This is a genomic window from Curtobacterium sp. MCLR17_045, assembly GCF_003234405.1.
In the GTDB taxonomy this organism is placed as follows: Bacteria; Actinomycetota; Actinomycetes; order Actinomycetales; family Microbacteriaceae; genus Curtobacterium; species Curtobacterium flaccumfaciens.
Genome location: NZ_QKTB01000024.1, coordinates 1 through 14,369 on the forward strand (window position 1 = coordinate 1; position 14,369 = coordinate 14,369).

A 14,369-nucleotide genomic window follows, 5' to 3' on the forward strand; every position below is an offset into this window, starting at 1 on the left:
GGGGGGGGCTAGCTGCGGGGCGCCCGCACCAGGAACAGCGTGACGGCGCCGAGGACGACCGCGGCGACGATGAGCGCCCAGGCGAGCACGATCACCGGCCCGTCCCAGGGGGTGAAGAGCAGTCCGACCCCGATCACCAGGGCCACGGCGGCGCCGATGAGGGCGAGGCGGTGCGGTCGTACCGGAGTGGTGCGTGTCACGGTTCCCACGGTACGCGCGCCGGGCTGGCAGCGCGGCGTCGAGCGGGTACGCCGGTCACACCGTCGTGCGCATCACCCACCGCCACTTGGCGATGCGGCGGTCGCGCACGAACCCGAACTGCGTGAACAGTTCTTCCGGCCCGGTGTGCAGGTAGGCCCCGCGCTGCGGCTTCCGCTCGACCGTCTGCTCCGGGTAGGCCTCGACGGTCCCGCCACCCGCCCGCCGGATCTCCTCGAGCGCGGTCGTGACCGCGGCGCGTGCGACCCCCTGGCCGCGGTGCCGGGACTCCACGAACACGCAGCCGATCCGCCAGTCCGGCGGCGTCGAGGCGGCGCGGGCGTACGCGCCGGGGTTCAGGATCGTCGGCAGCTCGACCGGCCGCCCGAACTGGCACCAGCCGACCGCCGTGCCGTCGGCGTAGACGAGCACCTGGTGGTTCGTGCCGTTCCGCACGTGGCGGTGCTTCGCCTCCTGGTGGGACACCGTCGGGTCGGGCGTCCCGCGTGGGCCGTCCGGGTGGAAACCGATGCACCAGCACCCGCCCCACACACCGTTGCTGCGGGTCACGAGCGCGGCGAAGTCGGGCCACGTCTCCTCGGTGAGCATCGCCGTCGAGTACTCCATGGGCCGATGATCCTCCGGTCCTGGCGATCCCGCTACCACCGCGACCGTGGTGCTCCGAACGGCGCGCGACCGGTGGTCAGGCTGCGCTGCGCCGGGCGGCGACGAGGCCGGAGACGAGCGCCGCGACGCCGAGCCCGATGCCGACCACGCCGGCGAGTGCACCGAAGAACATCAGCGCCCCGGCACCGATGTTCGCGCCGCCCTCGCCGGAGTCGTTCGCGTTCGCGTACCCACCGACGAACGATGCCAGGAACGCCACGACGAGGAACGCCGTGCAGAGGATGTGCAGCACACGTGGCGCGATCGGGGTCATGCCCGGATCGTAGCGCGGCGGCGGGGAGCGGATCGCACCGGCACTTTCCCAGCGGACACGACGGTGTTCCGCGGGGAAGTCACGGCGACCGCCCGAGCAGGACTGCGAGCCTCTCCGGACCGCGCCGATGGCGGTGCGACCGAGGGGGGACGGACGACATGACGATGCGACGTGCAGGGGGAGCCGCGCTCGGCTTCGTGGGTGGCAGTGTGCTCGCCGGGTTGCTGGTGAGCGTCGGCGTGACGCCGGTGATCGCGGTCGCCGGCGTCGGCACGACCTCGGCGATCGGGGTGTTCGAGTCGCTGCCGGAGGACATCGAGATCGGGCAGCTGCCGCAGCGGAACCAGATCTGGGCGTACCGCGGCGGCGAGCCGGTGCACCTGGCGAACGTGTGGGACCAGGACCGGCAGGAGCTCACGCTCGACCAGATCAGCGACCACCTGGAGCACGCCGCGGTGGACGGCGAGGACAAGCGGTTCTACGAGACCGGCGGTGTCGACGCGACGTCCGTCGTCCGGTCGCTCGTGAGCGTCGCCACGTCCGGGACCGAGGGCGGGTCGGGTGGTTCGACCCTGACGATGCAGCTCGTGCGGAACATCAAGATCCAGCAGGCGAGCGAACTGCCCACCGCCGAGGAGCGCGAGGCCGCGTACAAGGACGCGACCCGGCGGACACCGCAGCGCAAGCTCGCCGAGATGAAGCTCGCGATCAGCCTGGCGAAGCAGTACACGAAGCAGCAGATCCTGGCGGCGTACCTGAACATCGCCTACTTCGGCGACCAGACCTACGGGGTGCAGTCGGCGGCGCAGCACTACTACGGCAAGTCGGCGACCGACCTGACCCCGGCCGAGGCGGCGTCCCTCATCGCGATCGTGCAGTGGCCGGAGCGACGGGATCTGTCGACGCCGGACCACCACCGTGACAACGCCGCGCGGCGGAACGTGATCCTGCGGTCGATGCACGAGCAGGGGCACCTGTCGACCGAGGAGTACCGCACGGCTCGGCTGTCCCGCGTCGCCGATTCCGTCCACCTGACGGCACCGCAGCAGGGGTGCGAGGCGGTCGAGGTGGGCGCGGAGTTCTTCTGCGACCACGCGGAGACCATCGCCCAGCGGCTCCCGCAGCTCGGCGCGACGAAGCAGCAGCGGGCGGACGCCTGGCGCACCGGCGGGTACCGGATCCAGACCACGCTCGACCTCGACCTGAACGCGGAACAGAAGCGGCTGCTCGACCAGTACGACCCGAAGACCGAGACCCGGCTGGCGCTGGGGGCCACGTTCAACACGGTCGAAGCCGGGACGGGCCGGGTGCTGACGATGGCGCAGAACACCGACCACGACCGGTCGTCCGACGCGCCCCGCACCGCGACCTCGCTGAACTACGCCACCGACCAGGCGGACGGCAGCTCGACGGGGTTCCAGACCGGGTCGACCTACAAGATGTTCACTCTGCTGGCGTGGATCGAGGCCGGCCGCAGTCCGGACACCGTCGTCAACGGCACACCGCACCCGCACAGCGAGTGGACCGCCTGCGGTGGACCCGCCTCGGCGTTCTGGCAGCCGAAGAACGACTCACCCGGGCAGCGTGGTCCGTACTCGGTCCGGTCCGCGACGGCGCAGTCCGTGAACGCGGCGTACCAGTCGATGGCCGAACAGCTCGACCTGTGCGACATCCGCGACGTGGCCGAGCGGCTGGGGGTGCACCTGGCGACCGGTGGCGAGCTGCCCTGGAACCCGGGGTCCCTGCTCGGCACCGAGAGCATCGCCCCGCTGACGATGGCGTCGGCCTACGCCGGCATCGCGAACGGCGGGCGGTTCTGTGCACCCGTCGTGATCGACCAGGTCGTCGCACCCGACGGCGAGGAACTCGGCGGACAACCCCGCACGTGCACGCAGGCGGTGTCGCCGCAGACCGCGGCCACCGCGTTCGACGTCATGCAGGGCGCGTTCCGCGGCGGCACGGCGAGCGGCGGGCAGACCCCCGACGGCGCGACCCTGTTCGGCAAGACCGGCACCACGGACGCGGCCGACCAGGTGTGGCTGGTTGGCGGGACCTCGCGTGCGGTCACCGCCTACTGGCAGGGCAACACGGACGGCGCGAAGCACAACCTGCGGTCGTTCTCCAACGGTCAGGGCGGCACCTACGCGGGATCGCGCGCGGCCGTCTGGCGCGACGCGCAGACGGCGGTGAACGCGGCGCTGCCGGCCGGCTGACGGCCCGGAACGGAACCACCAACGGCCTGGAGGCGCGGTGCCAGCTGGCACCGCGCCTCCAGGCCGGTTCTCGGTTGCGTCCTACGACAGCTTCTTGCTGTCCTCGAGCCAGCCCGCGAGCTTGGTCATGTAGTCGGCCTGCGACGCGTAGTCGAGGGCCGGGAACGTCCAGCTGTGGACCTGGCCCGCCTCGAGCGCGGCGTTGTCGGCGAAGGTCGGCTGCTTCTCGAGGTCGGCGACCTGGTAGCCCTGCTGCGACAGCAGCAGCACGTCACCGGTGATCTGGCCGGCGTTCTCCCACGAGTAGATGCCCCAGTAGAAGCCCTCGGGCTTCGGGTTGACGAAGTCGACCCCGTACGACGCGTACATCTGCAGCGACGGCTCGTCGGTCGGGCGGGTGACGTACGCGCCGTCACCGTCGGCGTACATCGAGACGACCGACAGGTCCTGCTCCTTCGAGACCTTCTCGAGCTCGTCGGCCGCGGTGTCGAAGCGCTCCTCGGCGGCGTCGACCGTCGACTCCTTCGCACCGAGGGACTCGGACAGTTCGGCGATCTTCTCGATGACGTCCTCGCCCTTGCCGCCCCACTTCACCTGGACGACCGGCGCGATGGCCTCGATCTGCTTCTCCTGCGCCTTGTCCTTGAAGCCGTAGCCGGGCTGCTTCGTGTCGAGCGTGCCCTTGGCGTCGGTCGGGTAGACCGAGGTGACGACGAGGTCGGGCTTGAGCGCGGCGAGCTGCTCGAGGTCGATGTCGCCGTAGGCGGTGCCGAGCTGCGTGATGCCGTCGGTGTCGAGCCCCTTGAACCGGGCGTCCTTCGCCATCGTCAGCTGCCCGAAGGTGCCGACGGGCTTCAGGCCGTACTCGATGAACGACAGGGCGATGTCGTTCAGCACGACGACGCGCTTCGGCGTGTGGTCGACCTTCACGGTGGCGCCCGTGGCGTCCTCGTACGACCATGCCTTCGACGCGGCGGTGCCGCCGTCGGAGTCGGAGTCGTTCGAGTTGCCGGTGCTCGAGCAGCCGGTCAGGAGGAGTGCCGAGACGGTCACGGAGGTCAGGAGGGCGGCGCGCAGGTGGCCACGTCGGGAGGTCTTCACGTTAGGAGAGGCTAACCTAAGTTCGCGGTACTCGCCAGCACGTCTTCGGTTTTCGTCGGGACCGTGCGCTCGGTCGGGGCACTCGGGACCGTGTGCCCCGTCGTGGCACTCGGGACGGGGTCGTGCTCGTCGGCCTCGGGCACGATCATCGGTGCACCGGTCACCGGGTCGGGGAACACCCGGGCGTGCAGGCCGAACGCTTGCTCGAGCAGTGCCGGGGTGAGGACGTCGTGGGGGGTGCCGTCGGCCACGACCCCGCCGTCGTGCAGCACCACGAGCCGGTCGGAGTACCGCGCCGCGAGCGACAGGTCGTGCAGCACCATCACGATCGTCGACCCCTGCTCACGGTTCAGCCGCCGGACGAGCCGCAGGACCTCGAGCTGGTGCGCGAGGTCGAGGTAGGTGGTCGGCTCGTCGAGCAGGAGCGTCTGGGCCTGCTGCGCGACGACCATGGCGATCCAGGCGCGCTGGCGCTGCCCGCCGGACAGGCTCGTGACGTCGCGGTGGGCGACCTCGGTCAGGCCGGTGGCGGCGATCGCCTCTTCGGCGACGGCGGCGTCCTCGGCGGTCCACGGCTTCGCCCACGACTGGTGCGGGTTCCGGCCGCGCATCACCAGGTCGAGCACGCTGGTGCCAGCGGGGGCGACGGGGGACTGCGGCAGGATCGCGAGCTTGCGGGCGACCTGGCGGTTCGGTTCCCTGCGGATCGGGGTGCCGTCGAGCATGACCTCGCCGGCCTGCGGCTTGAGCACCCGGCCGAACGCCTTGAGCAGGGTCGACTTGCCGCAGCCGTTCGCGCCGAGGAACGTCGTCACGGTGCCGCGTTCGATGCGCAGGTCCAGGTCGCGCAGCACGGGCTGGCGGTCGTAGCCGACGGACAGGCCCGTGGCTTCGAGGACGGGGGTGTCGTGCTCGTGCTCGTGTTGGTGCGATGTTGTCATCGGGACATCTCCTTGCGGTGACGGACGAGGAGCCAGATCAGGTACGGCGCCCCGATCACGGTGGTGATGATGCCGACCGGCACCTGCCACGGGAACGCGGAACGGGAAAGCAGGTCGGCGGCGAGCACGAGCACGGCGCCGAGGGCACCGGCGAGCAGCAGCGGCGGCCGGTTCGTCCCGGCGAGCCGGAGCCCGACCTGCGGCACGACGAACGCGACGAAGCCGACCGGTCCCGCGGCTGCCACGGCGGCGGCGGTCAGCACGACCGCGAGCGCGATGACGAGCAGCCGGTGCCGCTGGACGCCGAGTCCGACGCCCGTCGCGACCTCGTCGCCGAGCTGCCCGATGCCGAGGGCCGCACTCGTCGCGAGCGCGATCGGCACCGCGACGACCGCCACCACGAGCAGCGGCCAGACGCTCTCCCACGAGGTGCTCGACAGGCTGCCGACGAGCCACTGCGACGCCGCGGTGGCGACGGTGATCTTCGCGCGGACGAGCAGGTAGCTCGTCACCGCGTCGAGCGTCGCGCTCACGCCGATGCCGACCAGCACGAGCCGGTAGCTCTGCACGCCGCCGCGCCAGCCCAGGCCGTACACCAGGACCGCCGCGACCAGGGCGCCGATCGTCGCGGCCACCGGGATCCCGCCACCGAGCACCAGGGACGACACCGAGTACGTCCCGCCACCGAGGACGATCGCCGCGACCGCACCGACGCTGGCGCCCGCCGTGACACCGATGATGTCCGGGGTGCCGAGGGGGTTGCGGGTGAAGGTCTGGGTGAGTGCGCCGGCCACCCCGAGTGTCAGGCCGACGAGTGCGCCGGTGAGCACGCGGGGCAGGCGCAGGGTGGTGATGATGAAGGCGTCCGGCCCGGACTCCAGGCCGAGCAGGGACCGGATGACGACCCCGGGGGCGATCCACGTCGATCCGACCGCTGTCCCGATGACGATGAGCACCAGGACGGTGGCGAGCGACCCGACCGTGTACCAGAACACCCGGGGGCGCCAGGCGAGGCCGACGGGGCCGATGCGGATGCCGGCGCGGCCGGGGGTTCGTGCAGCCGGGGCCGGCGTGCCCGGCGTGGTGGTCTCGGGCGTGCTGCTGGGCGTGCTGCCGGGCGTGCTGCCGGTGCTGCGCACCGCTGCCCCGCTCACAGCGACACCAGCGATCGGCGACGGGCCACGGCGACGAACACGGGGCCACCGATGACGGCGAGCACGATGCCGACCTCGACCTCGGAGAACCCGCCGATCAGGCGACCGATGACGTCGGCGAGCAGCACGAGGGCTGCGCCGACCAGACCGGAGACCGGCAGGGTCCAGCGGTGTCCGGTGCCGACGAGCGCGCGGGCGACGTGCGGCACCGTCAGGCCGACGAAGCCGATCGGGCCGGCAGCAGCGGTCGCCCCGGCGGCGAGCAGCGTGATCCCGCCCAGGCCGACGAGCCGGGCGACGAGCACGTTCTCGCCGAGCCCCTTCGCCAGTTCGGACCCGAGCCCGAGGGCGTCGAGGGCGCGGACGTTCAGCACCGCGAGCACGAGCCCGGCGGCCAGGAACGGCCACACCGCCCCGAGGATGTCGAGCTGCCGTGCCGCGAGGGACCCGACGACCCAGAGCCGGTACGCGTCGAGCGAGGCCTGGTCGGTCAGCACGACGAAGGAGGTCAGGGCGGCGAGCAGCGCCGAGACCGCGGCCCCGGCGAGGGCGAGCGGCACCGGACTGGCGGTGCCACTGCCGGCGATGGTCACCGAGAAGACGACGACGCTGGCGACCAGGGCCCCGACCAGGGCGAACCACACGGTCGCGCTCGTGCTCGTCACCCCGAACACGTAGACGCCGAGCACCACCGCGAGTCCGGCACCCGACGAGACCCCGAACAGGCCGGGGTCGGCGAGTGGGTTGCGGGTGTGTCCCTGCATGAGGAGCCCGGCGATGCCGAGGGCCGCCCCGACCGCAGCACCGATCAGCGTGCGCGGGATGCGAGAGCCCCACACGATCGCCTCGTCGGTGCTCGACCCCGAGCGGGTGAGCCCCGCCCACACCTCGGCGACACCGATGCGGTTGCTGCCGAGCAACATGCTCGCCACGGCGACGAGCACCAGGGCGACGACGAGGCCGAGGATGACCGCGGTCCGTCGCCGCATCGCGGTCCGGTGCACACCGAGGGCGCGGGACGCGTCGCCGTCTCGGGCGCTGGACGCGACGGGTTCGGGGGCCTCCGGACCGGAAGCCAGAACGGGATTGGGGGCTGGCACGGAAGTCATCTTAGGTTAGCCTTGCCTCATGGCGAAGACCCCGCGGCTCCTGCCGACGAACCCCCGGCTCTTCCGCGCCCGTGTCCTCCGGACCCAGCGGGTGACCCCCTCGATGCAGCGCGTCACCGTCACCGGGGACGACCTGCACGAGTTCGGCTACCTCGGTTTCGACCACTGGTTCCGCCTGTTCGTCCGACGCCCCGACCAGGACGCCTTCCGGATGCCCGACCTGGACGGCAAGAAGTGGTGGCCGACGTTCCTCGGCATCCCCGAGGACATCCGCCCCCACTGCGCGAACTACACCGTCGCCGCGTACCGGCTGCTCGCCGACGGCACCGCCGAGCTCGACATCGACTTCGTCGTGCACCTGGACCACCGCGGAGAGCTCGAGGGCCGCGCCGCGATCTGGGCCTGCGCCGCACGCCCCGGCGAGGAGCTCGCGATGCTCGACCAGGGCTGCATCTTCGACGTCCCCGCCGGCACCAGCGAGGTCATCGTCGCAGCGGAGGAGACCGGCCTGCCCGGCATCGTCGGCATCGCCGCGTCGTTGCCGCGCGACACCGTCGGCCGCATCATCCAAGAGGTCCCGACCCCCGCGGACATCCGCGACCTCGACGCCCCCACCGGCGTGCAGGTGACCTGGATCGTCCGGCAGCCCGGCGCCGTCCCCGGCAGCGGCGCCCTCGCCGAACTGCAGCGGCACGTGCCGTCCGACGACCAGGGGTACGCGTTCGTCGTGGGGGAGTCGAAGCTCGCCACCGAGGGCCGTCGCCACCTGCACCGTGCGGGCCTGCCGAAGTCGCGCATCACGTTCTCCGGGTTCTGGAAGCACGAGACGAAGGTCTCCGTCCCCGCCTGACCCGCGCGCTGCCTGGCAGGCATGCCCGTTCACCCCGGGTACGCCCGTTGCCGCCAGGTACGCCCGGTCTTTCCCCTTGCGCGCGCGATGCCTGGTCCTTTCGGGCATACCACCACGGAACTTCCGACCGGGTCTGCCCGGTTCCGCCAGGTATGCCCGGTTCGGCCAGGTGCGCCCGGTTCTTCCCCTGGCGCCCGCGATGCCTGGTGCTTTCGGGCATACCACCACTGAACTTCCGACCAGGTATGCCCGGTTCGGCCAGGTGTGCCCGCTCTGCACAGGTACGCCCGTTCCCGCCAGGTACGCCCGGTTCTGCCAGGTACGCCCGATGCTTCCCCTGGCGTGCGCGATGCCTGGTGCTTTCGGGCGTACCACCAAGGAACTTCCGACCGAGTACGCCCGGTTCCGCAAGGTGTGCCCGCTCTGCACAGGTACGCCCGTTCCCGCCAGGTACGCCCGGTTCTTCCCCTGGCGCCCGCGATGCCTGGTGCTTTCGGGCATACCACCAGGGAACTTCTGCCCAGGTACGCCCGGTTCTGCCAGGTACGCCCGAAAGCGCCAGCCGCGCCGCGCCCGCGACGCGACCAACGGACGGACGGGAGGCCCGGTGCCAGCTGGCACCGGGCCTCCCGTCCGTGGTGGGGTCGCGTCAGCCCTTGAGGCCCGAGCCCGTCACGCCCTCCACGATCTGCCGCTGGAAGATCAGGTAGAGGATGATCAGCGGCAGCGCCGCGAGGATCGCACCGGCCTGGATGTCGGCGTAGCGCTGCCCGAAGCTGCCCTGGACCGTGGCGAGCCCGACCGGGATCGTCATGAGGTCCGGGTTGGACAGCACGAACAGCGGCAGCAGCAGGTTGTTCCACACCCCGACGAAGGTCAGGATCGTCACAGCTGCGATCACCGGACGCGACAGCGGCAGGATGACCGACCAGTAGACCTTCCAGATGCCGGCGCCGTCGATGCGCGCCGCCTCTTCCAGCTCCTTCGGGATGCCGTCGAAGAACTGCTTGAAGATGAACACCGCGATCACGGCGGGCACCTGCGGGAAGATCACCGACCAGTAGGTGTTGAGCAGGCCGACCGCGTTGAGCTCCTGGAAGATCGGGATGATCAGCACCTGGGTGGGGATCATGATCCCGAGGATGATGAGCAGGAACGCGATGTTGCGGCCGCGGAACACCAGCCGCGACAGGGCGAACGCCGCCATCGACGCGAACAGCACGGTGAGTGCCGCCGTGACGACGCTGGTGATGGCGCTGGCGAGGTACCAGTTCCAGATGTCGCCGGCCTGGAACAGCGACGAGTACGAGTGCAGCGTCGGGTTCCAGTTCGACAGGATCGCGTTCGCGCCGAGTGCGGCGACGCCGTTGTCGGACAGCGACGTCTTCAGGGCGAACACGCTCGGGATGAGCCAGATGATCGCGAAGATCGTCAGGACGATCCCCGACGCGATCGTGAAGCCGCGACCGCTGACGCCGATCTTCGCGGCGCTCGTCGGAGCGGCGGACGAGACGCCGGTGCGGAGCTTGCGGCCGGTGGTGATGCTCTCGGTGGCGGTCATGTCAGGCCCCGATCTCTCGCTTGGCGGCAGCGCGCTCGACGAGCTGCCGGATGACCGCGATCGCCACGATCACGATGAACAGGAGGACCGACGCGGCCGATGCGGCACCGAGCCGGTTGTCGGTGAAGCCGACGCCGGTGATGAGCTGCAGCGAGACCTGGGTCGAGATGCCCGGCCCGCCGTTCGTCATCAGGTAGACCTGGTCGAAGATCTTCAGGCTCGCGATGATCTGCAGCAGGACGACCAGCGTCGTCGTGCGGCCGAGCAGGGGGAGCGTGATCGACTTGATCTGCTGCCAGTTCGACGCACCGTCGACGGCGGCTGCTTCGTACAGTTCGCGCGGGATCTCCTGCAGACCGGCCAGGTAGAGCACGAAGTTGAAGCCGAGGGTCCACCACACGGTGGCGATCGCGACACCGATCATGGCCGTGTTCGGGCTCGACAGCATGCCGGAGCCGGGGGTCATGCCGATCGCCGACTGCAGGCTCGCCCACAGACCGGTGCTCGGCGTGAAGATGAACACCCAGATCAGCGAGATCGTCGCCGACGGCAGGATGAACGGCAGGAAGAACGCCAGACGGAAGAACCACTGCCCGCGGTTCATCCGGTTCGTCAGCACGGCGAACACGAACGCCAGGATGACGAGCGGCGGGGTCGTGTACAGCGTGAACTGCAGCGTGTGCCAGAGCGACGACCAGAAGTCGCTGCGCCCGAGCATCTCGGCGTAGTTCGCGAACCCGGCGAAGCTGCCGAGCCCGGTGCGGACGGTCGAGGTGTTGAAGAAGCTCGTGACGATCATCCAGACCGTCGGGCCGAGCAGGAAGGCCACGTAGAACAGGCCGAACGGGGCGAGGAACAGCCAGCCGCTGCGGCCCTGGCCGCGGTTCACGCTGGAGCCGTAGGAGCGGTTCCGGCGGAGACGCGGCGCGGTGGCCGCGTCGGTCGGCCGGTCGAGGACAGGTGCTGTGGTCACGTCATCGTGCCTTTCGCGCGGTGTTCACGGCGATCGCGGGGGTCGTCTGCCCGGCGTGGTCCGGCCGGGCTGTTGCGTGCCGGGTCACAGGGGGCTCGGGGTGTTGAGGTACGTCGCGAGCTGCGACTTGATGGCGCTGAGGGCCTGCGCGGGGGACGAGCTGCCCTGCTGCACGAGGGCGAGCTGGGCGCCCACCGTGCCCTCGAACGTCGAACCCGAACCGCCGTACCAGGCGGCGTCGTCGAACACGGCGGTCTCGGCTGCGGCCGCGTAGTTCGACTGGGGCGTGAGCTTCTTGTACGCGGCGCTGTCGAACGTCGGGATGTAGGCCGGCACGTGCCCGCCCTCGGCCCACGTCAGGCTCTGCTCGAGCATCTGCTTGATGAAGAGCATGTGCTGCTTGCGCTGCTCCGGCGTGCGGGCCTTCTTCGGCAGGACGAACGTGTGCGAGTCCGCCTGGGTCGCCGGCTTGTCGTAGAGCTGGGGGATCGGCGCCATGCCGAAGTTCAGGCCCTTGATCGACTGCGCGGTGCTGATCTCCCACTCGCCCTGCATGAAGAAGCCGGCCTTGCCGTCGAACATGAGCGACTGCGCGGTGGCGTAGTCGAGCGCCTTGTTCAGCCAGCCCTCCTTCACCCACTTCTGGGTGCGGCTCGTGACCTCGTTGTAGGCGTCCTCGTTGACGGTGAGCTTCGACCCGCCGTCGCTGATGAACGGGGTGGCGTCCTTCAGCTGGTTGTACATGGTCCAGAAGAAGCGCCACGGGGTGGCCGTCTCCGGCACCACGTTCGCGACGTTGAGGGCCGTGCCGCCGGTGACCTTCGCGACCGCGGCGAGGGCCTTCTCGAAGTTGTCCATGCCGTTGAGGTCGACGAGGTTGCCGTCGCCGTCGATCAGGCCGGCCTTCTTGCAGACGTCGACGTTGTAGAAGAGGACGAAGGGGTGGGTGTCGAGCGGGACCGCGATGTTGTTGCCGTCGGTCTTCTGCGCCGCCCAGGCCTTCTGGTTGAAGTCGGCGGCGCTCAGGCCGACGCTCGCCAGGTCGTCGGACGTGATCGGGTCGAGCAGGTCACCGTCCCAGAGCGGCTTCGCGCGGGTCAGGTGCGCGACCGCGACGTCCGGCGGCTTGTTCCCGACGGTCGCCAGTGTCAGCTTCGAGTAGTACGGGTTGCCCCACGCGAACGTGGTGCCCTGCAACGCGCTCGAGCCGCCGTGCTGCTTCGCGTAGCCGTCCTCCATGGCCTGCATGCGGACGCCGTCGCCGCCGCCGAAGAGGTTCCAGAAGACGAGGGTCTCGGGGTTGAGTGCGCTGCCGGCGAGGCCGGCGGCGAGGGGGCTCGAGCAGGCGGCGAGCGGCAGGACGGTCGCGGCCGCTGCACCGGCGGCGAGGAAGCCCCGGCGCGAGAGGCGCGACGCGGGTGTTGCGGGTGGGATCGGCATGGCATCACTCCATCGGGATGGGCCGGGCTCGGGAACAGGGTCGGTGCTCCCGCCGGAGCATCGCTGCTCCGGACCCGGAGCACTGCTGCTCCGGACACGGAACGACCTTCCGGTGCTCCGTGAGCGCTCACATTAGCGCTCGCTCCCGGCATCCGCCACCCCTTTCGCGACGGCGTGGAACCCGGTAGCGTTTCGGTCAGGTGAGCGCTCACTTTCGTGACGGCCCGCTTCGGTTCCCGTCCGTGGCCCCACCCGCTCCCCGCACGAACCGCACTGCCACGATCGAAGGAGATCCATGCCCCGCACACACCTCGTCCTCGACGCCGCGTTCACCGTGGGGCCGGTGCGACGTCGCCTGTTCGGCGGGTTCGTCGAGCACCTCGGCCGCCACGTCTACGACGGCATCCACGAGCCCACCCACGAGACCGCCGACGAGCACGGCTTCCGCAAGGACGTCGTCGAACTCGTCAAGGAACTCGGCGTCTCCGCCATCCGCTACCCCGGTGGCAACTTCGTCTCCGGCTACAAGTGGGAGGACGGTGTCGGCCCCGTCGAGCAGCGCCCCCGCCGCCTCGACCTGGCCTGGCACTCGACCGAGACCAACGAGGTCGGCCTGCACGAGTTCCAGCACTGGCTCGACCAGGTCGGCTCGGAGCTCATGCTCGCCGTGAACCTCGGCACCCGCGGCACGCAGGAGGCGATCGAGCTCCTCGAGTACGCGAACATCGACGCCGGGACCGCACTGTCCGAATACCGTCGTTCGAACGGTCGCCAGGAACCCTTCGCCATCAAGATGTGGTGCCTCGGCAACGAGATGGACGGCCCGTGGCAGCTCGGCCACAAGAACGCCGACGACTACGGCAAGCTCGCCGCCATGACCGCCAAGGCCATGCGGCAGATCCAGCCCGACCTCGAGCTCGTCGCCTGCGGTTCCTCCGGGGCGTCGATGCCGACGTTCGGCGAGTGGGAGCGCACCGTCCTCGAGCACACCTACGACGACGTCGACTACATCTCCGCGCACGCCTACTACGAGGAGGACGACGACCTGCCGTCGTTCCTCGCCTCGGGCGCCAACATGGACCACTTCATCAAGACGGTCACCACGGCCGCCGACCACGTCCAGGCGCAGAAGAAGTCCGACAAGCGCATCGACATCTCGTTCGACGAGTGGAACGTCTGGTCGATCAAGAAGTGGGAAGCGAAGGCCAAGACCTTCACGCTCGACGAGTGGCCCGTCGCCCCGCGTCTGCTCGAGGACGTCTACACCGTCGCCGATGCCGTCGTCGTGGGTGGCCTGCTCATCTCGCTGCTCCGCCACGCCGACCGCGTCGCCTCGGCCTCGCTCGCCCAGCTCGTCAACGTGATCGGCCCGATCATGACCGAGCCCGGTGGCCCGGCCTGGCGCCAGACGACCTTCTTCCCGTTCTCGGTCACCTCGCGCCTGGCGCAGGGCACCTCGCTGCAGGTCAAGGCCTCGGGTGACACCGTCGACGGTGGCAAGCACGGCGAGGTCCCGGTCGTGGACTCCGCCGCCACCGTGTCCGAGGACGGCAAGGCCGCGGTCTTCCTGATCAACCGCCACCCGTCCGAGCCGACCACGGTGACGATCGACCTGGCCGGCATCGGTGCGACGGGTGACGTCCACGCCGAGGGCGTCTGGGACGACGACCTGCACGCCGTGAACGACCTGGAGAACACCTCGCGCGTGGGGCTCCGCACGAACGATTCGGTCCGCCGCGAGGGCGACACCGTCACGATCGAGCTCCCGCCGGTCTCCTGGACCGCCGTCTCGATCGGCTGACAAGGCGCCTCGGCGCACGCCACGGCGGGCGTCGAGTGAGCACAGAGGACGTCGGGCGCTCGCGCCCGACGTCCTCTGCTCGTTGCGG

13 protein-coding genes are annotated in these 14,369 nt (G+C 70.5%); 3 read left to right on the forward strand and 10 right to left on the reverse strand.

Annotated elements, in window-relative coordinates; all coding sequences use genetic code 11:
• Window positions 1-8: 8 nt before the first annotated feature.
• The 3 genes from DEJ05_RS13715 to DEJ05_RS13725 form a co-directional block, all read right to left on the reverse strand.
• Entirely contained in the window at window positions 9-200 is a 192-nt protein-coding gene (locus tag DEJ05_RS13715; protein ID WP_111110686.1) for a hypothetical protein, read from the reverse strand.
• Between the two features lie 55 nt (window positions 201-255).
• Window positions 256-825, reverse strand: a complete 570-nt coding sequence (locus DEJ05_RS13720) for a GNAT family N-acetyltransferase (RefSeq protein ID WP_220037031.1) — start codon at window positions 823-825, stop codon at window positions 256-258.
• A gap of 76 nt (window positions 826-901) precedes the next feature.
• Entirely contained in the window at window positions 902-1,138 is a 237-nt protein-coding gene (locus DEJ05_RS13725) for a hypothetical protein (protein ID WP_071414700.1), read from the reverse strand.
• 158 nt (window positions 1,139-1,296) lie between these two features.
• On the opposite strand from DEJ05_RS13725, the gene DEJ05_RS13730 reads away from it, so the two are divergent.
• Window positions 1,297-3,351 (forward strand): transglycosylase domain-containing protein, encoded by a 2,055-nt coding sequence (locus DEJ05_RS13730; RefSeq protein ID WP_258376161.1) that lies wholly within the window; start codon window positions 1,297-1,299, stop codon window positions 3,349-3,351.
• Between the two features lie 81 nt (window positions 3,352-3,432).
• Here DEJ05_RS13730 and DEJ05_RS13735 read toward each other — a convergent pair whose 3' ends face one another.
• Genes DEJ05_RS13735 through DEJ05_RS13750 form a run of 4 tightly spaced genes read right to left on the reverse strand, consistent with a single transcriptional unit; the run spans window position 3,433 to window position 7,647 of the window.
• Complete coding sequence (locus DEJ05_RS13735) at window positions 3,433-4,452, reverse strand: ABC transporter substrate-binding protein (protein WP_111023547.1); 1,020 nt, start codon at window positions 4,450-4,452, stop codon at window positions 3,433-3,435.
• 11 nt (window positions 4,453-4,463) lie between these two features.
• Window positions 4,464-5,393, reverse strand: coding sequence for an ABC transporter ATP-binding protein (locus tag DEJ05_RS13740; protein ID WP_111110687.1), 930 nt, complete (start codon window positions 5,391-5,393; stop codon window positions 4,464-4,466).
• Window positions 5,390-6,547, reverse strand: a complete 1,158-nt coding sequence (locus DEJ05_RS13745; protein ID WP_258376162.1) for an iron chelate uptake ABC transporter family permease subunit — start codon at window positions 6,545-6,547, stop codon at window positions 5,390-5,392. Before DEJ05_RS13745 ends, DEJ05_RS13740 begins: the two co-directional genes overlap by 4 nt.
• Window positions 6,544-7,647, reverse strand: coding sequence for an iron ABC transporter permease (locus DEJ05_RS13750; protein WP_253183677.1), 1,104 nt, complete (start codon window positions 7,645-7,647; stop codon window positions 6,544-6,546). The genes DEJ05_RS13745 and DEJ05_RS13750 overlap by 4 nt, the downstream gene beginning before the upstream one ends.
• Window positions 7,648-7,675: 28 nt before the next feature.
• On the opposite strand from DEJ05_RS13750, the gene DEJ05_RS13755 reads away from it, so the two are divergent.
• On the forward strand, window positions 7,676-8,506 hold the full coding sequence (locus DEJ05_RS13755) for a siderophore-interacting protein (RefSeq protein ID WP_111029908.1): 831 nt from the start codon (window positions 7,676-7,678) through the stop codon (window positions 8,504-8,506).
• Window positions 8,507-9,155: 649 nt separating this feature from the next.
• Here the strand turns inward: DEJ05_RS13755 and DEJ05_RS13760 are convergent.
• The 3 genes from DEJ05_RS13760 to DEJ05_RS13770 all read right to left on the reverse strand — a co-directional run bounded on the left by DEJ05_RS13760 (window position 9,156) and on the right by DEJ05_RS13770 (window position 12,480).
• On the reverse strand, window positions 9,156-10,067 hold the full coding sequence (locus DEJ05_RS13760; RefSeq protein WP_027466145.1) for a carbohydrate ABC transporter permease: 912 nt from the start codon (window positions 10,065-10,067) through the stop codon (window positions 9,156-9,158).
• 1 nt (window position 10,068) lies between these two features.
• Entirely contained in the window at window positions 10,069-11,040 is a 972-nt protein-coding gene (locus tag DEJ05_RS13765) for a carbohydrate ABC transporter permease (RefSeq protein ID WP_027466146.1), read from the reverse strand.
• Window positions 11,041-11,124: 84 nt separating this feature from the next.
• Window positions 11,125-12,480, reverse strand: coding sequence for an extracellular solute-binding protein (locus DEJ05_RS13770; protein ID WP_027466147.1), 1,356 nt, complete (start codon window positions 12,478-12,480; stop codon window positions 11,125-11,127).
• A gap of 295 nt (window positions 12,481-12,775) precedes the next feature.
• Between DEJ05_RS13770 and DEJ05_RS13775 the strand changes: the two genes are divergently transcribed.
• A complete protein-coding gene (locus DEJ05_RS13775) occupies window positions 12,776-14,281 on the forward strand; it encodes an alpha-N-arabinofuranosidase (RefSeq protein WP_111110689.1) in 1,506 nt (501 codons plus the stop codon).
• Window positions 14,282-14,369 lie beyond the last annotated feature (88 nt).

Bases quoted from the DNA above. Each gene is read 5' to 3' on its own strand.
- DEJ05_RS13720 (WP_220037031.1), bottom strand. From the start codon at position 825: ATGGAGTACTCGACGGCGATGCTCACCGAGGAGACGTGGCCCGACTTC.
- DEJ05_RS13740 (WP_111110687.1), bottom strand. From the start codon at position 5,393: ATGACAACATCGCACCAACACGAGCACGAGCACGACACCCCCGTCCTC.
- DEJ05_RS13760 (WP_027466145.1), bottom strand. From the start codon at position 10,067: ATGACCGCCACCGAGAGCATCACCACCGGCCGCAAGCTCCGCACCGGC.
- DEJ05_RS13755 (WP_111029908.1), top strand. From the start codon at position 7,676: ATGGCGAAGACCCCGCGGCTCCTGCCGACGAACCCCCGGCTCTTCCGC.
- DEJ05_RS13770 (WP_027466147.1), bottom strand. From the start codon at position 12,480: ATGCCGATCCCACCCGCAACACCCGCGTCGCGCCTCTCGCGCCGGGGC.
- DEJ05_RS13725 (WP_071414700.1), bottom strand. From the start codon at position 1,138: ATGACCCCGATCGCGCCACGTGTGCTGCACATCCTCTGCACGGCGTTC.
- DEJ05_RS13730 (WP_258376161.1), top strand. From the start codon at position 1,297: ATGACGATGCGACGTGCAGGGGGAGCCGCGCTCGGCTTCGTGGGTGGC.
- DEJ05_RS13775 (WP_111110689.1), top strand. From the start codon at position 12,776: ATGCCCCGCACACACCTCGTCCTCGACGCCGCGTTCACCGTGGGGCCG.